This window comes from Paenibacillus baekrokdamisoli, from assembly GCF_003945345.1.
Classification (GTDB): domain Bacteria; phylum Bacillota; class Bacilli; order Paenibacillales; family Paenibacillaceae; genus Paenibacillus_Z; species Paenibacillus_Z baekrokdamisoli.
Map to the genome: position 1 here is coordinate 2,424,761 of NZ_AP019308.1, position 24,269 is coordinate 2,449,029.

Consider the following 24,269-nt stretch of genomic DNA (forward strand, 5'->3'; position numbering starts at 1 on the left):
AGTATTTCATAACTATATCTTCGTTACTATGATATCTGTAATTGCCACATTAATAAGTTTGCCATCAGGAAGTTCAGCATTTATTAAATTAAGCAGTTTGGAACATAGCTTGTCTTTACCTTGCGATCCATTAATTTCTTCTGGCTTGAAATCGGAAAGTGTACGGAGAATGATTGGTTTGATTTGAATCTCTTTGACTTTTTCAAAATCTTCTTTTGTAGATTTGCTATCAAGCTGAAAGGCAAGTCCCATTACGGCGATATAATCAGGATCTGCAAGATTAGTTTTGATGCCAGTTATCTCACTAGTCACTTTCACACGGTCATCTGCGGATAGCTTTTCAGCTGTAACGGCTTCTGCGGCACTCGCTGCTTTACCTGCATCGTCTTTTGGCTTATCCCCGCCCATTAGCGTGTTATACAAAATTACAGCTACAATGGCTATTAGAGTGATTGCTAATAATACTGTGATTAACCAGGGTAACATCTTTTTCATGTCGAAGGTTCCTCCTTTTGCTCACTCTTTAAAGTAGCCGTATAGACGCCAATTGAGCGAAGATAAGACTGCGCGGAGGAAATAACGTCAGTTGCTTTTTCCAACACCAGCATTTTTTTACCCGTTGTAAGCGTGATTAGCGTATCAGGCGTCTCTTCAATCGTTTCGATAAGCAGCGCGTTGATATAAAAGAGAGACTTGTTCAAACGCGTTACAGCAATCATGAGCTTCCTCCTTAACCTGTAAGGGAGGCTTCAATACCTCCCTTGCGGCTATTTACCTATCGTTTTAGATTAACAACCTCTTGCAGAATTTCATCTGATGTCGTAATGATACGAGAATTAGCTTGGAAACCGCGTTGTGCCACGATCATTTCCGTAAACTCCGATGTCAAATCAACATTAGACATTTCAAGCTGCCCAGCAACAATTGCACCTGTACCGGATTCTGCATTTCCTGGAGTCGTAATTTCAATTGCACCATCAGGATTCGCATTTTGAGTCATCTTGTATAAGTTGCCTCCAACCTTCTCAAGACCACCAGGATTGACGACCTTTACCACGCCAAGTTGACCATACGTTTGCGTAGTACCATCCGCATTAACGCCGATGATGGAACCATCTGATGAAATTGAGAATGCTTTTACCTCAGCTGGATCTAGCTTAATTGGTGCACCGCCAGAATCAAGAACGAACATGCCATCGCCATTCACTAATTGACCAAGTGCGTCCACACCGAAATTACCTGCACGAGTCAGGTATTTACTTGTACCATCGTCAGGCGAAACTACGAAGAATCCATCGCCATCGATACGAAGATCAGTAGGAACGTTGGTAGTCATTGCGCTACCTGGAGTATGTATGGTGTCAATTGCAGCTACAGCAACACCCAGACCGATTTGCTTTGCGTTCACACCGCCAGTTGCACCATCCTCAGGACGAGTGACACCAGATACGGATTGGCTAAGAATGTCTTTAAACATGACACGGCCTGCTTTAAATCCAACTGTATTCACATTAGCAATGTTATTACCGATAACATCAAGCTTCGTCTGAAATCCACGCATACCAGAAACACCAGAGTACATTGATCTTAACATCCGATTGTTAGCCTCCTAAAAGTTTTTTTTCGGTTTAAATGTGGTTCTACCTGATTCGCTTAAGCCGCTTCAGTCGCTCCACGGCTTGTCGGCTTCCTAATGAGGTCCAGCCGAATTAAGAAACAATAACTGCACTATCAATTTGTGTAAATACATTACCTTTTAATGAATTTCCATCTAATGCTGTAACGACCGTTCGGCTTGGCACATTAACAATCATCGCAATATCTCGATAAAGAATCAGCGAGTCTTTCGCACCTTTAGCAGCTGCGTCGTCAATGGCATTTCCTATCTTCGTTAAGATTTCCGGTTTCAATGTGATTCCACGTTGCTTCATTCGAACCTCAGCATGATGACTGAAATTTAAGACATTACGGTCCAGTACCTCTTTAAAGGACTCTACACCGCTCTTACTTTCTGAATGAATGGTTTTACGAGATTGTGCTGTGTTGACTCCGTTAAGCCGAAGTTGCCCAATTGTGATTCGATCATCCATTAGTAGAGGCACCGCCTTCGGCGATCGATAAGATTTTATCTAGACTGATATTCTTATCACCGACTCTTGCATACTGAATGCCATCTTTAATGACGATAGAATCCACTTTTCCGGATACTGGAAGTAACTCTCCCGTTTGAGCATATTCGTTCCACGATACTTCTTTACCGATCATACTAGATGCTGTACCCAGATTTTGATTGAATTTCGTCATTTGTTCACCCATGTTCATGAGTTGTTCAACGGACGAGAATTGAGCCATCTGAGCGATAAAATCTTTATCCTGCAAAGGCTGCATCGGATCTTGATTCTTAAGCTGAGTTACAAGAATGCGCAGAAATTCATCTTTACCAAGCGTTTGTGACTTTGTCTTAGCTGCCGTTTGAACATTACTAGAATCGTAATTAGGCCATACATTACGTGTTGAGACGCTATCTCCTGACATTTTCGCTTCACCTCCGTTCTAAGAGCAAATGATAGAAAAGAGCTCTTATGCTGTTGTGTGAATTCCTCTTCCGAGTCCCATGTCACGGTCAACTGCCTGTTCGACTTTGATTTCTTCCAAATCTGTGCTGAAATTGATCTCACCGATAGAATCATCATTCGACTTGTTTCGTTTGGATGCTTGCTGGTCTTTTCCACTTTGACCTTGTCGGTCTTGGAATAGGTTAGACTGCTGTGCAGCTTGCGAAACCTCTAGCTTGTCAACCTGTAAGCCTTGGGATTGAAGCGCCGAACGTAGCTGCGCCATTTGGTTTTCCAGCATATCCTTTGCAGCCACAGTATCCGTTTGAAAATGAGCCGTTAACAGACCATTAATGACCGAAATTCGAACATCAACCTGACCAAGATGCTCCGGATATAACATAATACGTGCTTCTGAAACGCCATTACTCTTCGTGACACTAAACTGTTTCACGACCAAACCTTGAACCGTTTCAGCAAATTCTTGAACCGGAACAGGTTGCTGCAAGGTAGGCTTTACCGTGTTCTGAATTTGACGCAGAAGTTCTTGGTTACCGTTAACAGCTTGTAATGCTTCACCATTGACTGCCTGCAGAGTTTGTTCGCCTGATAAGGATTGTTCTTCTTGAGAAGGAACAACAGCTAGCAGTCCGACATGCATCAGCTGATTCGCCATCCGATTAAGATGTGTATTCGTCGCGGAAGCAGTCTGTAGTGTTCTCAGCACATCTGTAACATTACTGCTCGGCACGTTTACTAGGACAGGAGTCTCTGGTTTCACACTCTCCAATAACTGCTGAATGGAAGAGAGTTGTTTACCAATCAACGATAATTGATCACGATTCGATAAGCTGTTTTTCCCTTGCTGCAAGAAAGACCGCAGATCCTTAAGCGCCTCTTGCAAATCCGCTTTCAACACAACAATGTTCTCCGGATTTGAACTTGCCTCAACAGATGTTTTAACCTGTGATACTTGAGCGTTGATTGAAGCCAATAACGCTGCTTGCTGCTCGGTCACATTTGTGACGGCATTGGCAACGGAACCAGCATCACCGTCTAAAGCTCCACCAGTTGTTAAATCTGTATTTGCATCTTTATTCACATCAGGTTGATTTGTTATAGGAATGAGCGGCATTCCACCAAGTAGAGCAAGTAAATCATCCAGCTGCTTCAGCGCATCAGTGAGATCACTTTCAGAAGCTTTGGTTTCTCCATTCTGCTCGTCATTCGCTCCCAACTTACTAAGCAGCTGTTCAATCACCGATAACAGATCCGTCGCTGATAGATTATTGCCTAGCAAGGATTGAAGTGCAGTCGCAGCTGCTGGAACTGACGTCGCTTCGATCTGGACATTTGATTGATCGGTACCTGCTGCAGCGCCGTTTATCGTCTGCACTAACGTTTGGACAAAATTATTAGCATCCGATCCCTTAGTTCCCGAGCTGCTCGTTGCTGCTTGCGTCGTATTTGTTGCTGTTTGAGAAATGGACATTTGCATACTTTTCACCTCCCTTCTATTGAGGATCATAAGCAATGAATGCCTGTTACTTGCCGGCCATTAATTTTGAAACAAGCTGTGCAGTGACTGCCTTATTCTGTGTGGACATCTCAGCAATGATTTTTGATCTTGAAGCATCATCAACTGCGTTTAAGATACGCAATACTTTACTTGGACTTACATCAGCCATTTTCAATAATAATTCACCTGCGCTCTTGGGAGCCATACTAGAGAAGGTAGCCTTCAGTTGTGTCTTATCAAGTATCGTTGCTCCTTGCGTACTCGCAGCATCCTGTTTCTTAATGCGAGCTTGCAGCGCAGCTATTTCTTGATCCTTGGCGGATGTTACATCTTTGAGCATGATGGTAGCATCGGCAGCTTTCTTAGGCGTCATCTTTTCCAGAATTTTAACCCGAGAATCAGGACTCATTGCGTTTAGCACGAGTACAGCCTCTGCCATCTCCATGCTTTCTAGAATAGGGGCTGCTTTACCTGGATTAATTTGACCATACATACTGGCCATTTCGCCAATCTTCGCTTGATATTGCTCATCTGTTAGTGACTTCTCACTATTCACTCGCTTAAGCTGATCTACTTGACCCTGAAGATCTTTAATTTGTTGATCTTGCTTTGTTTTGTCATTCGTTGCTCTCGTAAGGTCAGCTTCCTTTGAAGCGAGCTGCGTTTTCAACTCATTAATTTTCGCTGAAGTGTTCGTTTCTTTCAGTTTTTCCACGTTCTGAGCACTTTGCCCATCATCAACGGTCGGGCTTGGCAGCACACTGCTGAGAAATGGAATTTTACTTCCTATTTCTAGCGCTTTGTTTCTCAGATCCAAATTGAAAAGAGTAACTAATACACCTAGCAGAACGAGTGTGAACAAAATTGGTGTAACGAAAAACATGAACCTCTCAAAACCACTGTAGCCTTGCTTTTCCATTTCCAAGTCAGCCATTTTCATCCCTCCCTCGGGCATTCACGCCCGATTCGTCATGCTCTTCTTCTGTTATTGGGCCGAGAACATGAAACGGGCCGTTGCTATTTCATCCAGCTCGTTTTGTTCCTTTACCTGCATGACAGCACGAAAGCGATCAAACGCATGTTCCTTTGACTTTTGCCAAACCTTCTCATCCTTCATCTTAACGGATAAGAAAGACCGACTACTCTCTACTTCTCTTTGAGCTTGCTTGACATCAATATGTTTGCGAGAGATGCAAATATCTAAATAATCGACGTACTCTTGGATGACGACTAGCTCTGAGAGCGAGATCGCCGAGCTCGATGCATCTTGCAGCCGTTCACTCCATGATGTTCGTTCTTGAAAAAGCTTTTCCAATAACGCTTCTTCTGACTGAAGCTTTCCTACCGATGTCGAGAGCAGCCATTCTGCTTGTTTTGTTTCGCTCGTCTTCAAATCAACGATTTTTTGATAGCCATAACGAAATTTGGACATCTAGTTATATCATCTCCTGTAAAAATCGATGACGAGCCTTTCCTGTGCTTCCTGATAATCAACCTTCTCCGACGTTTTTTGACGAGTGAAGGCACGAATCTGTTCGATTGCATCTAAAGATTTATCAATTTCTGCATTTGAACCCCGTTGGTACGCCCCAATATTAATCAGATCTTCCGAACTTTTATAAATAGCTAGCAGACGCTTCAGTTCATTAGCGGCATCCTGCTGTTCTTCAGAAATAATTTCTTTCATTACACGACTTACCGAGGCTAGTATGTCTATTGCCGGAAAATGACCTTGCTGCGCTAAGTCACGACTGAGAACAATATGACCATCTAGTATGCCTCGGACGGCATCAGCGATTGGCTCATTCATATCATCGCCATCTACCAAGACCGTGTAGAAAGCGGTAATTGAGCCTCTTGGCCCCGTACCCGCTCGCTCTAGCAGCTTGGGCAAGTTTGCGAAAACAGAAGGTGTATATCCACGAGTTGCTGGTGGTTCGCCTATCGCAAGTCCTACCTCACGCATTGCCATTGCATAACGGGTTACTGAATCCATCATAAGCATTACATTAAGGCCGCGATCTCGAAAATATTCTGCTATCGTTGTGGCAATTAATGCACCTTTGATGCGAATCAGTGCCGGTTGATCAGAAGTTGCTACAATAACTACCGAACGTGCGAGTCCTTCTGGCCCAAGATCTTTCTCGATAAATTCTAGTACCTCACGGCCACGTTCTCCAATTAATGCGATGACGTTAACATCCGCTGAGGTATTTCTAGCAACCATCCCAAGAAGGGTACTTTTACCAACACCAGAACCCGCAAAGATACCAACCCGTTGTCCTTGACCTACCGTGAGCAAGCCATCAATCGCACGAACTCCAATACTAAGCGGCTCTGTCACTCGTGGTCTCATTAGCGGATTACTAGGCTGATTATGTGTTGAATAGTGCGGCATCCTGCTAGAAATATGCGAGCCATCAAGCGGCTGTCCAAGCCCATCGAGTACTCTGCCTAACAATTCCGACCCTACTTGAATCGTAAGCGGTTTACCTGTACCGACTACATCACAACCCGGTCCAATTGCATGCAGATCACCAAGTGGCATAAGAATTACTTTATTGTTGCGAAATCCAACAACCTCTGCTTTAAGAGGCTTTGAAGATTTCACAGGATAGATGTAACAAAGATCGCCAATGCTAGCATCTGGTCCTTCCGATTCAACTGTGAGACCGATAACCTGTGTGACCTTACCATTAACACGGACCGGATCGATTGGCTTCATATGCTCGATATATTTGGATGCATCCAGCTTACTAGCTTTCATCGGCATTTCCTCGCTCATCGGCATGTAGGGCAAGTCCAATCAGCTCACGCTTAATCTCAGCTAGCTGAGTATCTATTCGGGCATCGATACTGCCAAAAGTGGAACGTATGACACAACCGAACTCCTTAACGGTCACATCGGGCACGATTTGCAGCTCAGCTTGTGAATCAATAGCCAGGCTCAGCTCTTCACGAGCCGCTTGTACGAACGTAAGCTGCTTGGGTGATACACAGAGTGTAATAACTCCTTGTTCTCTTCTACGCTCTAGTGATTTGCGAATGATATCTAGCGACCATTCGGGTGCGACACTCAGTTGTTTGTTAATGATTTTCTCAGCAATTGCTGCACTTAGCTCCACAAGGAATGGCTCAGCTTCTAGGATGATCTGCTCTTTTGTCTCATAGGCGGAATCCAAAATCGCTTTGGCTTCCGTAAGCATTGCTTCCCATTCAGCGTGAACTTCCAGCTCAGCTCTGGCTTTACCTTCTTCAAAACCAAGCTTGAATCCATCTTCTCGAATTTGCTCCAGCTGATGCTCATCTTGCTCTCGACGTTCTTGCCACCAGCTTTCAACTTGCAACTTAGCTTCGTCAAACATCGTTTCAATCTGCTGTCCGGTCTCTTGAATACGTTGAGTCGCAAAATATTCTGCATCCGACAAAATCTGATCACGAAGTGAGATCGTTTCACCATCAGGTCCTGATGATTCCTCTGATTCTATAGGTACAGCTGCAACCGTATACTTGTCATACCATTCAAGTTTTTTCAAATCTTCAACGGCTACGACGTGGGAAGATTTAAATAACTTAGACAATGATGTCATCTCCTCCGCCGCGGGCAATAATGATCTCACCAGCTTCTTCGAGCCTACGAATCGTTGCTACGATACGAGTCTGAGCTTCCTCGACATCACGCAGACGGACAGGTCCCATATATTCCATTTCTTCTTTGAATGTTTCGGCCATACGCTTGGACATATTCTGGAATATGGCTTCCCGCACCTCTTCACTAGCAACTTTAAGCGCAAGCTGAAGATCCGCGTTCTCGATATCGCGGATAATACGTTGAATGGAGCGATTGTCCACATTGACGATATCTTCGAAAACAAACATCCGTTTCTTGATTTCTTCGGCCAATTCAGGATCTTGTATCTCGAGTGCATCTAGGATTGTCCGCTCTGTTCCGCGGTCAACACCATTTAATATTTGAACAATTGATTCAATACCACCCGCACTGGTGTAATCTTGAGTAACAGTTGCTGAAAGCTTCTGTTCTAATATGCGTTCTACCTGCGAAATGACCTCAGGTGACGTGCTGTCCATCAAAGCCACACGGCGAGCAACTTCTGCTTGCTTCTCTTGCGGGAGTGATGACAAGATTTGTGCGGATTGTTCCGCCTGTAAGTATGAAAGAACTAAAGCAATCGTTTGAGAGTTTTCATTCTGGATAAAGTTAAGAATTTGACTTGCTTCAGCCTTACGAGCAAAGTCGAACGGACGAACCTGCAAGGTAGCTGTAAGACGATTAAGTACCTCAGAAGCCTTTTGCTCACCAAGTGCTTTCTCCAGAATTTCTCTTGCGTAAGCAATACCGCCTTGAGAAATATATTCTTGCGCAATACAGATTTGATGAAACTCGCTAAGTATAGATTCCTTGTCGGCACTGTCCACCTTACGCACGTTGGCGATCTCAAGCGTTAGCTGTTCAATTTCTTCTTCTCTCAAATGTTTAAAGATTTGAGCGGATACTTCAGGACCAAGTGCAATCAATAATAATGCTGCTTTTTGACGACCGCTAAACCCTTGCGATACTTTCGCCACTGAGGCCACCTCTATTCATCAACAAGCCACGTACGGAGTAAATTAACAAACTCCTCTGGTTTACGTTTGGCAAGTGTTTCAAGCTGTTTGCGTACTTGACTTTCATTTTGAACACTATCAAGATCAATCGTTGGATATTCAACTTTACCTGGAATCCCTTCTTCCACGGCTGCAGCTGCTTTCTTACGGCGACGAATAACTACAAAACCAAGACCACCAATCAAAGCTAATGCCGCAAGTCCAAGACCTATTACCCAGCCAAGTGATATGCCGGAGGTTGAGGCTGAGCCTGTTCCATCAACAAAGGTTTGACCGATTATTGAAACTTTTTTGGCTACTAATACGTCATTATTAACATCTTGACCCGATTCAACAAGTTGAGCGCGAACAAGTGAAGTAAGGAATGCATTAATGTCAGTCTTCGCCGCATCGCTTAGCTTACTCTTCTCAACTCCTACACTAATAGATAAATCTTTGATTACATAGGGTCCAGACTCTATCATGTTGTTAATATGATCGACTTCATAGTTAATCGTACTGCTGATGTCTTCACTTGTTCCCGTATTGCTATTCGTTGCTTGATAACCAGGAACATCCGTCTCGCCAGTGCCAGCTACTCCACCTGATCCACTAGCTCCAGTTGATGTTTTGGAAGCCTCTTGCTTACTAATAATTATTCCATTGTTATTGTTATTCTCTAGCGGACGCACTAGTTTCTCTTCCGAGCTTTTCTTATCAAAATTAATTGAACTTGTTACATTTACAACCAAATTGCCTGCGCCGACGATCGGACTAAGGAACTGTTGGATACTACGCTGCAAATCATTTTCATATTTGCGCTGTACTTGATAATGCGTTTCGATAACAGTTGCGTTCCCAATCCCATTTCCGCCAAGCTCCGTAGAAGCTGTTAGTTCACCTTCAGGACTGGTAATGGTAATGTTCTCAATGGACATTTTCGGAACGGCTGTCTTTACCAGATTGTAGTAGCCATCGACTTCTTTTTGTGTTGGTCGATAACCAGGACGGAATGTAATCATGATGGAGGCTGATGCCTGTTCTTTATCTTCCGTTGAAAGAAATACGCTTTCTTGTGGCAGGTTTACAAGGACATTTGACTTTTGCACGCCCTGCATACCATTTAGAAGTCGTTGAACTTCACCATTCAATGCACTCCGATATTTAACATCAAACTCACGATCAGTAGAACCGAACATTGATGACCCTTGGTTAAAAGCTTCGAAACCAATGGAACCGTTTTGAACAAGCCCTTGTGAACTAGCTTCAACTTTCACCTTGGCTGCATCAGCCGTTGGTACAAGAATGCTCTTTCCACCATTGGTCAGTTCGTATGCAATCTTGTTGGAATCTAAATAGCTCATAACTGCTGCAGCGTCCGTGCTATCCAAATCTTGGAAGGCGAGTTCATAATCTGTTCTGGAAAATAAGTATGTAAGTAAAATGATGGAAAGTATCAAAACCCCGATTGTTCCACCAAGCCATAATTTTTGTTTCTTACCCATTTCATTCCAATACTGAGTCATTCTCGCTCGATATTGGGCAAATTTCTCGTTCACGATTTCACCTCACTCTGGTGTGTATATGAGTGCAATTACATTTGCATCCGCATAATTTCTTGATAAGCTTCAACTACTTTATTGCGGACTTGTGAGGTTAACTGCAAACTAAGTTCTGCCTGCTGAGCAGCGATCATAACTTTCGAAACGTCTACATTTCCGAGTATGTACTGATCATTTAGTTTGCTTACATTCTGTTCTTGAGCACTTACGCCATCTAGTGCATTCTTCAGAAAATCCCCAAAATTTTTGGTCATTTCGGCAGGGGTCGCACTTTGTAAAGAGGTTGGTTCTGCTAATTTCACAGTTTGTAAAGCGTTCATTGAAATTGGACTAATCAATGGGTATCCCTCCGGCTTCTATCTAGCTTGCTTATTTCCCAATTTCGAGCGCTTTTGTAAACATGCCTTTAGTTGCATTAAGTGCTGTTACGTTAGCTTCGTAAGACCGAGATGCAGAAATCATATCTACCATTTCCTTCAAGACATCCACGTTAGGCATTTTTACATAGCCGTTCTCATCTGCGTCGGGGTGAGTGGGATTATATACGAGCTTAGAGGGAGTAGAATCCTCCATAATTCTAGTCGCTTTTACTCCCGGGGAACTATTGGTATCGCCTAATTTACTATTTAAGACATCAGAAAAAGACTGACCAGTCGGCTCCAATACGACCATCTTTCTTTTGTAAGGTTCGTATCTTCCATTAACGAAGGAGCCTCTAGTAGTTTCAGCATTGGCAATGTTAGAAGATATAACATCCATTCGCAATCTTTGTGCTGTTAAAGCAGAAGCACTGGCATCAAATCCGTTCGTAAGCTTCAAACTTAGCCTCTCCCTTCAATAGCAACACGCATCATCTTAATATCATGGTTAACTTGTTGAATGTAATAGTTGTAGCTGAGTTGGTTTTTTGCTGCAAGTGACATTTCTCGATCGATATCGACATTGTTTTCGTTATTGTTCATAACACTTGTCTCATCAGTAACGACCTTTGCGTCAGGAATTGATGCTGAGGACGGGCCAATCGCAATATGGCGGGCATTCGTACGAATACCTGCTAAAGTCTGCTGTCCATTCCCCATACTTTGCTCCAGTAACTCTTCAAACAATACTTCAGAACGTTTAAATTTAGGTGTATCGTCATTCGCTACGTTGTTAGCGATAACCCTTTGTCTCATTTCTGCAGCACTTATTGCACTTTCTAATCTGCTGAAACCAGAGCCATTTAACAAATTCACTGAAGAACACCACTTTCTATGTTGGTTATTTGTAATATTCAACAGAATTCTTCTCATTCCTTCTTTCTTCGACAAAAGATTATTAAAAAAATGAGAGACTTGTGTCGAATTGCCGACAGATTAATATTCCTCAACTTCCTAATTTATTACAATAAGAAAAAAGCCCTATCTTTTTGTAAGATAGGGCTAAAGTATTGGATTAACGAACTGTTTTTGTGAATTTTTTTGTAATTATTTACTTTTTCTTTTTTTCTAACTCTTGAAGCAGCTGTTCGTTTAGAATTCTGATATAGGTACCTTTCATGCCAAGTGAACGTGTCTCTATGACTCCAGCACTCTCTAGCTTGCGAAGGGCATTCACAATTACCGACCTCGTAATACCAACGCGATCAGCAATCTTGGATGCAACCAGAAGACCTTCTTTTCCATCAAGTTCGTCAAAAATATGTTCAATCGCTTCCAGTTCACTGAAGGATAAAGATCCTACTGCTACTGCAACAACTGCTCGACTTCTCGCTTCAACCTCGATTTCTTCAGCACGCTCTCTCAATATCTCCATACCTACAATAGTTGACCCATACTCGGCAAGAATGAGATCATCATCATTAAAAGCCTCTGAATTACGAAGTAGGACTAAAGTCCCTAGTCGATCTCTTCCGCCTACAATAGGAACAACCGTCATTTTCTCTTGGCTAGCCGTCATGGAGAAGGCATCACGAACTCCCTCATCTGGGGTGACGTTAGTAAGGGTTTCCTGCATTCGCATAAACCGTTCATTGCTATCTTGAGAAAGACGTAAGTCAGCTGCCGACATTGCTCTGAGCTGCTCATGCTGAAACGGACTAAATGCTGCGCAGCCCAGTACCTTTCCCTTTCGGCTAACAACAAATACATCCGCTTGTATGGTTGTGCACAGCACCTCCGCCATCTCCCGGAAATTGAGTGCTCCACCGGCTGCTCTCTGCAGAAGTCGATTGAGCGTCCTCGTTTTTGCTAGTAAAATCATGCCTTTGCCTCCTACTTTCCAATCCGTTCCTTTACAGGATATATTGACTTAAATCTTTGTTCTTTGCAATGTTGCCTAATTTCTCACGCACATACTCTGGCGTTATTGTCATTTGATCTAATGACAATTCCGGCGCTTCGAAGGAGAGATCCTCCAGCAGCTTTTCCAAAATAGTATGTAAGCGTCTTGCTCCGATATTTTCCGTGTTTTTATTCACGTCAGCAGCAATTGAAGCAAGCTCATGAATAGCTTCTTCCGAGAAATCAATTCGAATGCCTTCAGTCTCGAGTAAAGCTGTATATTGCGTCGTTAATGCGTTCTTAGGCTCTGTTAAAATTTTAACAAAATCTTCAAGACTAAGATTCGTTAATTCGACACGAATTGGGAAGCGACCTTGAAGCTCTGGAATAAGATCAGACGGCTTAGCCATATGAAAGGCACCTGCCGCAATGAACAAAACATAATCTGTTTTGACCGGACCATATTTAGTAACAACTGTCGAACCTTCAACAATCGGTAAAATATCACGCTGAACACCTTCGCGCGACACATCAGGACCAGATCCTCTTGAAGGACTGGCAATTTTATCGATTTCATCGATAAAGATGATACCTGTTTGCTCCGCACGACTAACCGATTCGGTTATAACATCATCCATATCAATCAGCTTATTCGCTTCTTCTTGAATAAGAGCTTTGCGTGCTTCCTTCACGGGGAGTTTGCGTTTCTTGGAACGTTTAGGCATAAGCTGTCCGAACAGCTCCTGCATGTTCATTCCCATGCCCATATTTTCATTCCCTTGTCCGGATAGCATATCGAGCATGGAAGGACTTGAATCCTCCACTTCGATCTCTATGATCTCCTGCTCAAGCTTGCCAGCTTCAAGCTGTTCCTTAATCTGCTTCCGCCGCTCCAGAATGGATGCACTCTCTTCCGGTTCCTCTTGTGGCTCCTTGGACGCTGTATTGCCGCCAAATAGCATTTCCAGTGGATTCTTCTGAGACTTTGCTTTTGCAGCCGAAGGAACAAGCATGGATACAATACGTTCGTTAGCCAAGGTTTCAGCTCTTCCACGCACTTCCTCTGTCTTCTCCAGTTTCACCATACGAATTGCCGTTTCAACCAGATCCCGGACCATAGATTCGACGTCACGCCCGACATAACCAACCTCAGTAAATTTCGTAGCCTCAACCTTAACGAAAGGCGCATTTACAAGCTTCGCAAGTCTTCGTGCTATTTCAGTCTTACCGACACCCGTAGGACCAATCATCAAAATGTTTTTGGGTACAATTTCATCGCGAAGCGCTTCATCCAAACGACTCCTGCGATACCGGTTACGAAGGGCTACTGCCACAGATCGTTTGGCTTGCTTCTGGCCGATGATATATTTATCAAGCTCCGATACAATTTGCCTCGGTGTCATTGTTTCGTTTGCCATCCATTATCCCTCCACCTTTTACTCTTGCAAGCTACTCGATTTCTTCAACAATAATATTACGGTTTGTGAAAACACAAATGTCAGCAGCGATTTCCAAAGCTGATCTAACCATATCCTTTGCTTCTAGCTGTGGAGCATGCTGCCTTATAGCCCTGGCTGCCGCCAAAGCAAATGTTCCTCCAGATCCGATTGCTAAAATGCCATCGTCAGGCTCAATGATCTCTCCGCCGCCAGAAATTAATAGCATACCGTTAGCATCCATAACAATCATCATTGCTTCGAGCTTACGCAAAATACGATCAGAACGCCAATCTTTTGCTAACTCTACCGCAGCACGCTGCAAATTACCATGATGCTCTTCCAGTTTCCCTTCAAAGCGTTCAAACAAAGAAATCGCATCCGCTACTGAACCAGCAAAGCCTGCAACTACCTGTCCCCGATATAACCTTCGAACTTTTTTCGCTTGATGCTTCATAACCATGCTGTTACCAAAGGTCACCTGTCCGTCACCAGCGATTGCTCCTTTGCCATTATGCCGAACTGCACAAATCGTTGTTGCGTGAAACTGCATTTCCATCAGGGTTGCGCCTCCTTTAACTAACCGTCTAATCAAAAATATAGATAGCCATGTATACTTACTGATCCTTTATACTAACTAAAGTTAGGAATCTTATTATTAATCGTTAAGCTGCTCTTCTTTAAAAGCTGCTAGTTGATTGAGTGCTCGGTTAGCTATAGCATCATTCTTATCCTTCTTGCTGCGCATGCGCTGCCCAAGTGGCGGGATTAATCCAAAGTTAGCATTCATCGGCTGAAAATGTTTGAAATCCGCGGTTGTAATATAGCTAGCCATACTGCCGAGCGTTGTGTCATTCGGGAAAACAACAGGCTCAAGCCCACGTGCCAATCTCCCAGCATTCAGACCCGCAATTAATCCAGAAGCAGCAGATTCCACATATCCTTCTACACCGGTCATTTGACCAGCGAAAAACAAAGTATCACGATTTATTGTCTGATAGGTTGCACGAAGCAATCTCGGCGAGTTAATAAATGTATTCCGATGCATGACACCAAAGCGAACAAATTCAGCCTGCTCAAGACCAGGAATAAGTGATAAAACCCTTTTTTGCTCTCCCCACTTGAGATGAGTCTGAAAACCAACCATGTTGTATAAAGTACCTGCCGCATTATCCTGGCGTAGTTGAACGACAGCATGGGGTAATTTGCCTGTGTGTGGATTGACGAGCCCTACAGGCTTCATAGGACCGAACAGAACGGTTTGCTTGCCTCGACTAGCCATCACTTCAATAGGCATACAGCCTTCAAAATATTGTTCCTTCTCAAATTCTTTCACTTCAGCGGTCTCAGCGGTTATAAGTGCTTCATGGAATCGTTCGAATTCTTCTTCTGTCATCGGACAATTCAAATAAGCAGCTTCTCCTTTGTCATAACGCGAAGCGAGATATACCTTATTCATATCTATGGAGTCTTTCTCAATGATAGGCGCAGCAGCATCATAAAAATAAAAATACTCTTCGCCCAGAAGAGCTTGAATTTGTCCAGACAGCTTTGGCGCTGTTAAAGGACCTGTGGCAATGAGCACAATACCATCCGTTGGAATCTCCGTCATCTCTTCACAACGGACATCAATTAAAGGATGTTCTTTCAGAAGACTCGTTACATTCCCTGAGAAGCCATCACGATCAACGGCAAGCGCTCCTCCAGCGGGTACGGCATGACGATCTGCACAGTCCAGAATAAGTGAATTCATTCTTCGCATTTCTTCTTTCAGAACACCTACAGCATTAGCTAAACCATTCGCTCTTAAACTATTACTGCATACAAGCTCGGCAAATTGGTTCGTATGATGTGCTGGAGTTTTGGTCTCCGGTCTCATTTCGTATAAAGTAACAGGTACGCCCTGTGATGCGATTTGCCAAGCAGCCTCGCTGCCTGCAAGCCCTGCTCCGACGACTGTTACACGCTTAAAATCTGACAATGAACTTACCTTCCTTTCAAACGCTCCGGTTATTTCGGCTGAAGTTCCTTTGCTATACAAATTGGTAACTCATGATGAAATTTCAAGCCAGGATCACAAACAAAGAAGTCATAAATGCTACGAAAATCAAGCAGCCAGTTTTAAACCTCTGCTGGCTCTTGATCTTCGATTACTTCTTCACTGAAGTCACACTGCGTACATTGCAAGCGAGTGCCATTCTTATTGCGCTTCTCAACTAACATGCTGCTGCATTGAGGACATGGTTTCCCTGCCGGTTTGTCCCATGAGACGTAATCGCAGCCAGGATAATGATCGCAGCCATAAAAATATCTACCCTTTTTGCTTCGACGCTCGATGATTTTACCTTCTTCACACTTCGGACAAGTAACACCAATATCTTTTACAATCGGCTTTGTATTCCGACATTCTGGAAATCCAGAGCATGCAAGGAATTTACCGAAGCGACCCATTTTGAATACGAGATGACGTCCGCACTTCTCACAGGTCTCATCGGATATTTCATCTTGAATTTCGACTTCCTTCATTTCTTCTTCAGCAAATTCAAGCCGTTTCTCAAAAGAATCATAGAAATTGGCGAGTACTTTCACCCAATCTTCCTTGCCATCCTCTACATGGTCGAGATCATTTTCCATATGCGCAGTGAATTCTGCGTCAAGAATCTCGGGGAAGAACTCCTCCATCATTTGGATAACAAGGATCCCAAGCTCCGTAGGTATGAATTTCTTCTCATCCATCGCTACGTATCCACGCTTCTGAATCGTCTCCAGCGTTGGCGCATACGTACTTGGACGACCAATACCTACTTCTTCCATCATACGCACGAGACGTGCTTCTGAATAACGAGGAGGCGGCTGAGTAAAATGCTGCTTCGGATCGACAGCATCCGCTTTAGCTACATCATTGACGGCAAGTGGTGGCAGAAATTTTTCTTCTTCTGTCGAGCCATCATCGTTACCTTCTACATATATCTTCATAAAGCCTTGGAATTTCACTTTTGAGCCTACTGCTCGGAAACCTGCTTCACCCACATTGAGATCAACCGTCATCGTATCGAGCACAGCCGATGACATTTGACTTGCAACGAAACGCTCCCAGACAAGTTTATATAATCGGAACTGATCACGGCTGCAAAACTCTTTCATGGATTCCGGATCTCGTAATATGGAAGTTGGACGAACGGCTTCATGCGCATCTTGTGCATTGCTGTTCTTCTTCACATAAACACGGAACTCATCCGGCGCAAAGGCTGCTCCATATTTATCTTGAATGTAGGACTTCGCTTCCTCTTGAGCAATCGGAGAGATCCGAGTCGAATCCGTACGCATGTAAGTTATTAAACCGACCGTACCCTCTTTACCAAGCTCAACACCCTCATACAGCTGTTGTGCGACAGACATCGTCTTAGAGGCTCTGAAGCCCAGCTTACGCGCTGCCTCCTGCTGCAGGGAGCTTGTGATGAATGGCGGGGACGGATTGCGCAGACGTTCCTTCTCCTTCACCTCAGCAACAGTGAAATCCGAGGATCCCATTGCCTTGATCACTTCTTGTACGTCCTGCTCACTGCCCAGCTCTTTTTTCACACCATGCAAGGAATGGAACTTGGCTTCAAACGACGAAGTTTTATGTTTAAGCTGTGCTGTAATGGACCAATATTCTTCCGGCGTAAAGGCATCTATCTCATTCTCACGATCAATGATCAGCTTTACTGCAACAGACTGAACCCGGCCAGCGGAAAGTCCTTTTTTTACTTTCTTCCATAGAAGAGGACTTATTTTGTAACCAACTAGTCGATCCAAGATACGACGCGCCTGCTGGGCATTGACCAAGTCCATATTGATCGGTCTCGGTGTCTTGAATGCGTCCTTTACTGCTTGTTTAGTTATTTCATTAAATACAACTCGGCAAGAGTCGCTTTCATTAATCTCCAGATAATGCGCTAAATGCCACGCAATCGCTTCACCTTCGCGATCCGGGTCAGCTGCGAGATATACTTTCTTTACTTTCTTGCTCGCATCCTTAAGCTCTTTGAGAATGCTTCCTTTACCGCGGATCGTAATATATTTTGGATTAAAATTATTCTCGACCTCAACACCAATCTGGCTTTTCGGTAAATCCCGGATATGGCCCATCGATGCTTTTACAATAAATTTACTACCGAGATATTTTCCGATCGTTTTTGCTTTTGCCGGTGATTCGACAATGACTAATGAGTCTGCCAAAGACGCACCCTCCTCTCCACTAACTTGCTACCTTGCACTATATATGGAACCTGGATGCTGTTCAATCTTACGTTTTATAGTTAAATTTATCAGAATTGCGTGCAAAAGTCCAAACGGATACTCCGAAAGCTCATGCAGCTCGTCTGTTGAACGAGGTGCATCCTGCAAGATCTGATAAATAATTGCTTCATCTTTAGTCAGAATATCCTCATTTGATGAAACGGATTGTGTACCTAGCTCAGACTTAGTGCGCTGTATCGGAAGCCGCGAGCTGTACTCTTCCAAAATGTCCTGGGCGGAGGATATCAGCTTCGCTCCTTGTCGAATCAGATCATTCGTTCCTGTACTCTTCGGTGAAGAGATTGGACCAGGCACCGCAAATACATCGCGTGACATATCTAGAGCTTGATCAGCAGTAATAAGCGACCCACTTCGCTGAGCAGCTTCAACAACAACGGTTCCAAGCGATAATCCAGCAATGATCCGATTCCGCTGTGGAAACAGTCCAGGGTGTATAGGTGTTCCAAGGGGGACCTCTGACAAAATAAGTCCATGCTTCGCTATCTCTTGATAAAGCCCACGATTCTCTAATGGATAAATCGTATCCACCGGTGTTCCCAGAACAGCGATCGTGCTTCCACTTCCACGGAGTGCACCTTCATGCGCCATCCCATCAACTCCACGAGCAAGCCCGCTTACAACAGTTAAACCACTTGTCGATAAGCTTTCTGCTAAATCAGAAGCCGTTCTTCGGCCATAAGCGGTAGGACTTCTTGTGCCTACGATAGCAATGCATGGTTGTGAAAGCAGTTCGATACGTCCGATTGCATATAACACCCATGGCGGTGTCGCTGATTGCTTCAAAAGTTCAGGATAAGCTTCATCGAAAGGCGTAATTATTGTAATGCCTTTTTGCAGCATACTTTCATTTCGTTTGGCTATATCCTGCTGGCTGAATGCTGTTGAAATCGCTTTCGCTTGCTCTAGTCGTAATCCGACAGAGGAAGTCCAAGCTTCAGCAGTGTACCTGTCGTAACTTTTCCATGCCCCGTGATCGACGACTTTACGAATAGCCTGCCAGCCAACCCCAGACGTCTCATGCAGTGTAATTATCATTTCTTTACGAACGGTTTCATTTATCATTGATGCTCCTCGTCCCTTCTGGAGACGGCCCGCATTCTTACCCTATTGTGCGCGAGCTAGAATCAGATTGCAAGCCGACTTATGTTTTATAACAAAAAAAGCAACCTTCCGTACCCATTTTGATGGGTTTACGAAAGGTTGCTTACCTTTTTAACTTCCTTTATATGGATGTAAAAAGCTTAGTGCGTTTTACATTTGTCGAGAATTCCACGCTCTTCAAGGACACTAACAAGCGTAGAGCCCATTTCCGATGGCGTAGGAGCCACTTTAATTCCGCATTTCTCAAGCGTTGCCACTTTCTCTGCCGCTGTTCCTTTACCGCCAGAGATAATTGCACCCGCATGACCCATACGTTTGCCTGGAGGCGCTGTAGCGCCGCCAATGAAGCCTACAACCGGCTTCGTCATGTTAGCTTTAACCCATTCTGCTGCTTCTTCTTCAGCTGATCCGCCGATCTCGCCGATCATGATTACAGCATAGGTGTCAGGATCATCATTAAAGCGGCTAAGGATATCGATGAATTCGGAGCCTTTAACAGGGTCCCCGCCGATACCAACAGCAGACGATTGTCCGATACCACGAGTAGTAAGCTGGTGAACCGCCTCGTACGTTAACGTTCCGCTGCGGGAAACAACGCCTACATGACCTTTTGTATGAATGTAACCCGGCATGATACCGATTTTACATTCGCCTGGCGTAATTACGCCCGGACAGTTTGGTCCGATAAGAACAGTTTTACGGCCTTCCATGTAGCGTTTAACTTTGACCATATCAAGAACAGGAATACCTTCTGTGATGCAGATAACCAAGTCCAGCTCAGCATCTACCGCTTCAAGAATGGAATCTGCTGCAAAAGCAGGCGGTACATAAATAACGGACGCAGTAGCGCCTGTTTTGGCAACTGCATCTATAACTGTATTAAATACAGGAAGAGATACAACTTCACCGTTCTCAAGGGTTATATCAACGTTAGTTCCGCCTTTACCAGGCGTTACTCCGCCAACCATTTGCGTCCCGTAATCGAGAGCGCCCTTCGCATGAAACAAACCTGTGGCACCTGTAATACCTTGTGTAATAACTTTCGTATCTTTGCCGACCAAAATGCTCATCGAATCTCACATCCCCTAAATAAATTCATAAACCGCTGATCGTGATGTAATTGAATTACTTCACAAGCTCGACGATTTTTTGTGCACCGTCGGCCATGGAGTCAGCAGCCACGATGTTTAGTCCTGATTCGTTCAACATTTTTTTACCGATCTCAACGTTAGTGCCTTCAAGGCGAACAACAAGAGGACGGCTCAAGCCAAGCTCTTTTGCAGCAGCAATAACACCATCTGCGATAATATCGCATTTCATGATACCGCCGAAAATATTAACGAAGATCCCTTTTACTTTCTCATCTGAGAGGATGATTTTGAAAGCCTCAGTAACCTTCTCTTTCGTAGCACCGCCCCCTACGTCCAGGAAGTTAGCAGGGTCGCCGCCGTAATATTTGATGATATCCATTGTAGCCATAGCAAGACCAGCGCCGTTAACCATACAGCCGATGTTGCCATCGAGCGCGATATAACTAAGATCATATTTGGATGCTTGAATTTCTTTGTCATCCTCTTCATCCAAGTCACGCAGCTCCATAATGTCTTTATGACGGTACAATGCATTGGAATCGAAGTTAAGCTTCGCATCAAGCGCCATTACATTGCCATCGCCCGTAACGACAAGTGGATTAATCTCTGCAATGGAGCAGTCTTTTTCCACGAATGCCGTGTATAGAGCCAGCATGAATTTAGCTGCTTTATTCACAAGCTCGTTAGGAATATTGATTGCGTAAGCCAGTTTCTTCGCTTGGAAAGGTTGAAGTCCAATAGCTGGATCAATAACCTCTTTGAAGATTTTCTCCGGAGAATGTTCAGCAACTTCTTCGATCTCAGTGCCGCCTTCTTCCGATGCCATCATGACAACACGGCCTGTACCGCGGTCAACAACGACGCCAACGTAATACTCTTTCTTAATATCGCAGCCTTGCTCGATCAGAAGACGTTTTACTTCTTTGCCTTCTGGACCAGTTTGGTGAGTGACTAGCACCTTGCCAAGAATTTCGCTTGCATAAGCGCGAACCTCGTCCAAACTTTTTGCAACCTTAACGCCGCCCGCTTTACCACGACCACCTGCATGGATTTGCGCTTTTACAACGACAACCGGTGTTCCAAGCGATTTAGCCGCTTCCACCGCTTCGTCAACAGAAAATGCCACTTTACCTTCAGGTACGATGACACCGTACTGTTTAAGCAATTGTTTACCTTGATACTCATGGATATTCATTAAGAAAATCCTCCTATCCGCAGTCAAATCCTACGTATGTACACAAAACACCCTTGTTATTGTAACACGTTTCATCATGGCTTTCCTATTTTTTTCGTCAGATTAAACCATCTTTTTTGATATTAGTTTCATCTCAGATTGAGATCGAATGAAACAAAATTGCACAAAATTTAGTTCATTTCAATTAATGTTGCTTGTATCAAGTCAGAGCAGACTCCTTTCGACCCCATGGTAGTATGACCTAAATATAGAATTTTATTGCATTAGAACACTTGTTCGTGATATGTTGAAATAAATAAATAAATAAATAATAAGGAGAGTATCTCTCATGAAACCCATTTCTGAACAGATGAACAAATTTCAATCCTTAATCCCTTTTCTTGAATCCCTGCGTTCAATTTCGCAGGAACAATGGACCACACCTATCAAGACGGGAAAATGGTCTACTCGCGATATTGTTGCTCATCTGCTTTTGTGGGACAGATACTTTGGAACTGAGGCCATTAGTAAAATAGCAGCCGGTGATCCAGTTACTGTTAAACATCTTGATTTTGATGCCTTCAACAAGAATGCCTTGGACTACGCGCTTACAATTGGTCATAATGAGCTGATCGATCAAGCCATTGCCGAAAGAGAACTAATAATCAGGCAGATCGAGCAATTCAGTGACAAGGTAGTCATACATGAATACATAGATGGAGATGGCAACGTATTTTGTATTTCAAATTATTTAGTTGACTTCGCCGATCATGATAGCCATCACCGTGGTCAAATCGAATTGTTCATGAAGGAGTTTTAAGGATTCTTGAGAAATACTTTTGTTGTTGTGCGAATGAGAAACTGGGATGTTGCTTAGGAAAGTAAGAGGATTGACAGTGTTTCTTTAGTTATATTATGATTTGATCATAGTCATTTAAGATACGGAGCCGTGAGGAAGCACCTTCAGCCGAAAGGGATGGAGGTGTCTTTTTTTGTATGTACAGCAACCTTTGCAGTGGAAGTGTTTACGGTGTTGAAGGACGATTAATTACGGTTGAGGTGGATATTTCAAATGGGCTCCCACAGGTTAACGTCGTGGGCTTGCCTGATCCAGCAGTACGTGAATCCGTTGAGCGAGTACGAGCATCCGTGAAAAACTGCGGGTTTAAGTTTCCTTTGGAACGAATAACAGTCAACCTTGCGCCAGCAGATTTACGAAAGGAAGGTACAGCCTTCGACTTAGCCATTGCTGCGGGTATATTGACGGCAAGTGAACAGATGCGAACCGAATCATTCAAGGACATGTTAGTGCTCGGAGAACTTGCACTTAACGGTGATGTAAGACCTATTCCAGGTGTGCTCGCCATGGTAGAACAAGCTAAGCTAAACGGGATGAGTCGTGTACTTCTACCTCGCGCGAATGCAGCAGAAGCCGCTTGTATTGAAGGTATGGAGTTGTTCGCCGTATCCCATTTGCGAGAATTTAGCGAATTCAGCTCCATGAATGAACAGGATTGGTCAGCCTTACGATATATTCCTGATTATCATCATTCTCAGCTGCAACCTGAAGCAGGTTCAGATAAACAGTTCCTTCAAGGCGACTATGGTGATGTGCTTGGTCAGCATCATGCCAAACGTGCCCTTCTCATTGCTGCTGTTGGAAACCATAACGTTCTGCTTTGTGGCCCACCTGGAACGGGGAAAACGATGTTAGCTCGCAGACTTCCAGGCATCATGCCACCTCTAGATGAACAGGAAGCCCTTCAGGTTACGAAAATCTATAGCTCAGCAGGCAAACTGTCAAGCGGTATTCCTTCTCTAATGAAAGAAAGACCTTTTCGCTCACCGCATCATACGATATCTGCAGCTGGATTGATTGGAGGCGGATCTATCCCTCGTCCTGGTGAGGTAACCTTGGCGCACCGCGGTGTCTTATTCCTTGATGAGCTTCCTGAATTCTCCCGAACTGCTCTTGAAGTGCTGCGTCAGCCTTTGGAAGACCGCGACGTAACAATCGCAAGGACGCGCGCTGTTTTTCGATTCCCAGCACACTTTTTACTTGCTGCCTCCATGAACCCTTGCCCATGTGGTTATTATGGCCATGAGACAGGTGATCAGCGCTGTCAATGCAGTCCAATACAGATTGCAAGGTATCGCGCAAAAATCTCCGGCCCTCTATTGGACCGGATTGATATGCATATAGAAATAGCTCGTCCGATTTCTACGGAAGGTTTAAATCCTGGCATGACTTCTTCGCGAATGCGCGAGCTGGTATTAAGTGCCACTGAGCGTCAATCTGCTCGAACTGGCAAAGGAGGACGTCCTCTCTCAGAGCTTGCAGGAGCCTCTCTTCGCCGAGCCGTATTTCTCACAACAGAAGCGGAACAAATGCTGAAGATGGCCTTTGATGTGCTTGGCGTAAGCTTACGTGCTCATGACCGTATACTAAAGCTTTCGAGGACGATAGCCGATCTTGAGGACTGCGCTAGCGTAGACGGACAACATGTTGCCGAAGCGATTGGATATCGGAGCATGGATCGAAAGCTTCAGGCTTTATAACCCTTTGGACTATTGGATAGTATCGAGTCACTTCGGAAAAAGAACTTGTAAATTAAAGACCAAGCCCCCAGACGATCTAGATCATAGATCATCTGAGGGCTATT

At 44.1% G+C, this 24,269-nt stretch carries 25 protein-coding genes; 2 read left to right on the forward strand and 23 right to left on the reverse strand.

The features are described from left to right. Window positions 1-12: 12 nt before the first annotated feature. The 23 genes from EKN16_RS10790 to sucC form a co-directional block, all read right to left on the reverse strand. Complete coding sequence (locus tag EKN16_RS10790; protein WP_125656423.1) at window positions 13-495, reverse strand: flagellar basal body-associated FliL family protein; 483 nt, start codon at window positions 493-495, stop codon at window positions 13-15. Further along, on the reverse strand, window positions 492-719 hold the full coding sequence (locus EKN16_RS10795) for a flagellar FlbD family protein (protein ID WP_125656426.1): 228 nt from the start codon (window positions 717-719) through the stop codon (window positions 492-494). Before EKN16_RS10795 ends, EKN16_RS10790 begins: the two co-directional genes overlap by 4 nt. A gap of 56 nt (window positions 720-775) precedes the next feature. Beyond that, window positions 776-1,594 carry a flagellar basal body rod protein FlgG gene (gene flgG / locus EKN16_RS10800; protein ID WP_125656429.1) on the reverse strand — a complete coding sequence of 273 codons (819 nt, stop codon included), beginning with the start codon at window positions 1,592-1,594 and terminating at the stop codon, window positions 776-778. 115 nt (window positions 1,595-1,709) lie between these two features. Beyond that, complete coding sequence (locus tag EKN16_RS10805) at window positions 1,710-2,090, reverse strand: TIGR02530 family flagellar biosynthesis protein (RefSeq protein ID WP_125656432.1); 381 nt, start codon at window positions 2,088-2,090, stop codon at window positions 1,710-1,712. Beyond that, entirely contained in the window at window positions 2,083-2,535 is a 453-nt protein-coding gene (locus tag EKN16_RS10810) for a flagellar hook capping FlgD N-terminal domain-containing protein (RefSeq protein ID WP_125656435.1), read from the reverse strand. The genes EKN16_RS10805 and EKN16_RS10810 overlap by 8 nt, the downstream gene beginning before the upstream one ends. A gap of 45 nt (window positions 2,536-2,580) precedes the next feature. Then, entirely contained in the window at window positions 2,581-4,053 is a 1,473-nt protein-coding gene (locus EKN16_RS10815; RefSeq protein ID WP_164522764.1) for a flagellar hook-length control protein FliK, read from the reverse strand. A 46-nt stretch (window positions 4,054-4,099) separates the two neighbouring features. Further along, entirely contained in the window at window positions 4,100-5,008 is a 909-nt protein-coding gene (locus EKN16_RS10820; RefSeq protein ID WP_125656441.1) for a MotE family protein, read from the reverse strand. 51 nt (window positions 5,009-5,059) lie between these two features. Continuing rightward, window positions 5,060-5,506: a flagellar export protein FliJ gene (fliJ, locus tag EKN16_RS10825; RefSeq protein WP_125656444.1), complete on the reverse strand. Its 447-nt coding sequence runs from the start codon at window positions 5,504-5,506 to the stop codon at window positions 5,060-5,062. Between the two features lie 9 nt (window positions 5,507-5,515). Beyond that, window positions 5,516-6,841, reverse strand: a complete 1,326-nt coding sequence (gene fliI / locus EKN16_RS10830) for a flagellar protein export ATPase FliI (RefSeq protein WP_125656447.1) — start codon at window positions 6,839-6,841, stop codon at window positions 5,516-5,518. Further along, complete coding sequence (locus EKN16_RS10835; RefSeq protein ID WP_125656450.1) at window positions 6,831-7,655, reverse strand: FliH/SctL family protein; 825 nt, start codon at window positions 7,653-7,655, stop codon at window positions 6,831-6,833. The genes fliI and EKN16_RS10835 overlap by 11 nt, the downstream gene beginning before the upstream one ends. Beyond that, window positions 7,648-8,661, reverse strand: coding sequence for a flagellar motor switch protein FliG (fliG, locus tag EKN16_RS10840; protein ID WP_125656453.1), 1,014 nt, complete (start codon window positions 8,659-8,661; stop codon window positions 7,648-7,650). Before fliG ends, EKN16_RS10835 begins: the two co-directional genes overlap by 8 nt. 11 nt (window positions 8,662-8,672) lie before the next feature. Continuing rightward, window positions 8,673-10,238, reverse strand: a complete 1,566-nt coding sequence (fliF, locus tag EKN16_RS10845; protein WP_125656456.1) for a flagellar basal-body MS-ring/collar protein FliF — start codon at window positions 10,236-10,238, stop codon at window positions 8,673-8,675. A gap of 35 nt (window positions 10,239-10,273) precedes the next feature. Beyond that, a complete protein-coding gene (gene fliE, locus EKN16_RS10850; RefSeq protein WP_125666120.1) occupies window positions 10,274-10,561 on the reverse strand; it encodes a flagellar hook-basal body complex protein FliE in 288 nt (95 codons plus the stop codon). Window positions 10,562-10,610: 49 nt separating this feature from the next. After that, entirely contained in the window at window positions 10,611-11,060 is a 450-nt protein-coding gene (gene flgC / locus EKN16_RS10855; protein ID WP_125656458.1) for a flagellar basal body rod protein FlgC, read from the reverse strand. A 2-nt stretch (window positions 11,061-11,062) separates the two neighbouring features. After that, window positions 11,063-11,476 (reverse strand): flagellar basal body rod protein FlgB, encoded by a 414-nt coding sequence (gene flgB / locus EKN16_RS10860; RefSeq protein WP_125666122.1) that lies wholly within the window; start codon window positions 11,474-11,476, stop codon window positions 11,063-11,065. A 235-nt stretch (window positions 11,477-11,711) separates the two neighbouring features. Next, window positions 11,712-12,482, reverse strand: coding sequence for a GTP-sensing pleiotropic transcriptional regulator CodY (gene codY, locus EKN16_RS10865; protein ID WP_125656461.1), 771 nt, complete (start codon window positions 12,480-12,482; stop codon window positions 11,712-11,714). Window positions 12,483-12,513: 31 nt separating this feature from the next. After that, on the reverse strand, window positions 12,514-13,920 hold the full coding sequence (gene hslU, locus EKN16_RS10870) for an ATP-dependent protease ATPase subunit HslU (RefSeq protein WP_125656464.1): 1,407 nt from the start codon (window positions 13,918-13,920) through the stop codon (window positions 12,514-12,516). Window positions 13,921-13,951: 31 nt separating this feature from the next. Then, entirely contained in the window at window positions 13,952-14,497 is a 546-nt protein-coding gene (gene hslV / locus EKN16_RS10875) for an ATP-dependent protease subunit HslV (RefSeq protein ID WP_125656466.1), read from the reverse strand. A 99-nt stretch (window positions 14,498-14,596) separates the two neighbouring features. Beyond that, window positions 14,597-15,919, reverse strand: coding sequence for an FADH(2)-oxidizing methylenetetrahydrofolate--tRNA-(uracil(54)-C(5))-methyltransferase TrmFO (gene trmFO, locus EKN16_RS10880; protein WP_125656469.1), 1,323 nt, complete (start codon window positions 15,917-15,919; stop codon window positions 14,597-14,599). A 140-nt stretch (window positions 15,920-16,059) separates the two neighbouring features. Continuing rightward, entirely contained in the window at window positions 16,060-18,159 is a 2,100-nt protein-coding gene (gene topA, locus EKN16_RS10885; RefSeq protein ID WP_125656472.1) for a type I DNA topoisomerase, read from the reverse strand. A gap of 27 nt (window positions 18,160-18,186) precedes the next feature. After that, on the reverse strand, window positions 18,187-19,302 hold the full coding sequence (gene dprA, locus EKN16_RS10890) for a DNA-processing protein DprA (protein WP_125656475.1): 1,116 nt from the start codon (window positions 19,300-19,302) through the stop codon (window positions 18,187-18,189). A gap of 179 nt (window positions 19,303-19,481) precedes the next feature. Next, on the reverse strand, window positions 19,482-20,411 hold the full coding sequence (sucD, locus tag EKN16_RS10895; protein ID WP_125656478.1) for a succinate--CoA ligase subunit alpha: 930 nt from the start codon (window positions 20,409-20,411) through the stop codon (window positions 19,482-19,484). Window positions 20,412-20,466: 55 nt separating this feature from the next. Next, window positions 20,467-21,627: an ADP-forming succinate--CoA ligase subunit beta gene (gene sucC / locus EKN16_RS10900; RefSeq protein ID WP_125656481.1), complete on the reverse strand. Its 1,161-nt coding sequence runs from the start codon at window positions 21,625-21,627 to the stop codon at window positions 20,467-20,469. Between the two features lie 328 nt (window positions 21,628-21,955). On the opposite strand from sucC, the gene EKN16_RS10905 reads away from it, so the two are divergent. Together EKN16_RS10905 and EKN16_RS10910 are read left to right on the forward strand one after the other, a co-directional pair. After that, window positions 21,956-22,426: a DinB family protein gene (locus EKN16_RS10905; RefSeq protein ID WP_125656484.1), complete on the forward strand. Its 471-nt coding sequence runs from the start codon at window positions 21,956-21,958 to the stop codon at window positions 22,424-22,426. 176 nt (window positions 22,427-22,602) lie between these two features. Continuing rightward, window positions 22,603-24,165, forward strand: coding sequence for a YifB family Mg chelatase-like AAA ATPase (locus EKN16_RS10910; protein WP_125656487.1), 1,563 nt, complete (start codon window positions 22,603-22,605; stop codon window positions 24,163-24,165). Window positions 24,166-24,269 lie beyond the last annotated feature (104 nt).

Bases quoted from the DNA above. Each gene is read 5' to 3' on its own strand.
- EKN16_RS10815 (WP_164522764.1), bottom strand. From the start codon at position 4,053: ATGCAAATGTCCATTTCTCAAACAGCAACAAATACGACGCAAGCAGCA.
- EKN16_RS10820 (WP_125656441.1), bottom strand. From the start codon at position 5,008: ATGGCTGACTTGGAAATGGAAAAGCAAGGCTACAGTGGTTTTGAGAGG.
- fliI (WP_125656447.1), bottom strand. From the start codon at position 6,841: ATGAAAGCTAGTAAGCTGGATGCATCCAAATATATCGAGCATATGAAG.
- EKN16_RS10905 (WP_125656484.1), top strand. From the start codon at position 21,956: ATGAAACCCATTTCTGAACAGATGAACAAATTTCAATCCTTAATCCCT.
- sucC (WP_125656481.1), bottom strand. From the start codon at position 21,627: ATGAATATCCATGAGTATCAAGGTAAACAATTGCTTAAACAGTACGGT.
- EKN16_RS10795 (WP_125656426.1), bottom strand. From the start codon at position 719: ATGATTGCTGTAACGCGTTTGAACAAGTCTCTCTTTTATATCAACGCG.
- sucD (WP_125656478.1), bottom strand. From the start codon at position 20,411: ATGAGCATTTTGGTCGGCAAAGATACGAAAGTTATTACACAAGGTATT.
- hslU (WP_125656464.1), bottom strand. From the start codon at position 13,920: ATGGCAAACGAAACAATGACACCGAGGCAAATTGTATCGGAGCTTGAT.
- fliJ (WP_125656444.1), bottom strand. From the start codon at position 5,506: ATGTCCAAATTTCGTTATGGCTATCAAAAAATCGTTGATTTGAAGACG.
- EKN16_RS10810 (WP_125656435.1), bottom strand. From the start codon at position 2,535: ATGTCAGGAGATAGCGTCTCAACACGTAATGTATGGCCTAATTACGAT.
- flgG (WP_125656429.1), bottom strand. From the start codon at position 1,594: ATGTTAAGATCAATGTACTCTGGTGTTTCTGGTATGCGTGGATTTCAG.
- dprA (WP_125656475.1), bottom strand. From the start codon at position 19,302: ATGATAAATGAAACCGTTCGTAAAGAAATGATAATTACACTGCATGAG.
- fliE (WP_125666120.1), bottom strand. From the start codon at position 10,561: ATGAACGCTTTACAAACTGTGAAATTAGCAGAACCAACCTCTTTACAA.
- codY (WP_125656461.1), bottom strand. From the start codon at position 12,482: ATGATTTTACTAGCAAAAACGAGGACGCTCAATCGACTTCTGCAGAGA.
- EKN16_RS10805 (WP_125656432.1), bottom strand. From the start codon at position 2,090: ATGGATGATCGAATCACAATTGGGCAACTTCGGCTTAACGGAGTCAAC.
- EKN16_RS10790 (WP_125656423.1), bottom strand. From the start codon at position 495: ATGAAAAAGATGTTACCCTGGTTAATCACAGTATTATTAGCAATCACT.
- EKN16_RS10910 (WP_125656487.1), top strand. From the start codon at position 22,603: ATGTACAGCAACCTTTGCAGTGGAAGTGTTTACGGTGTTGAAGGACGA.
- hslV (WP_125656466.1), bottom strand. From the start codon at position 14,497: ATGGAAATGCAGTTTCACGCAACAACGATTTGTGCAGTTCGGCATAAT.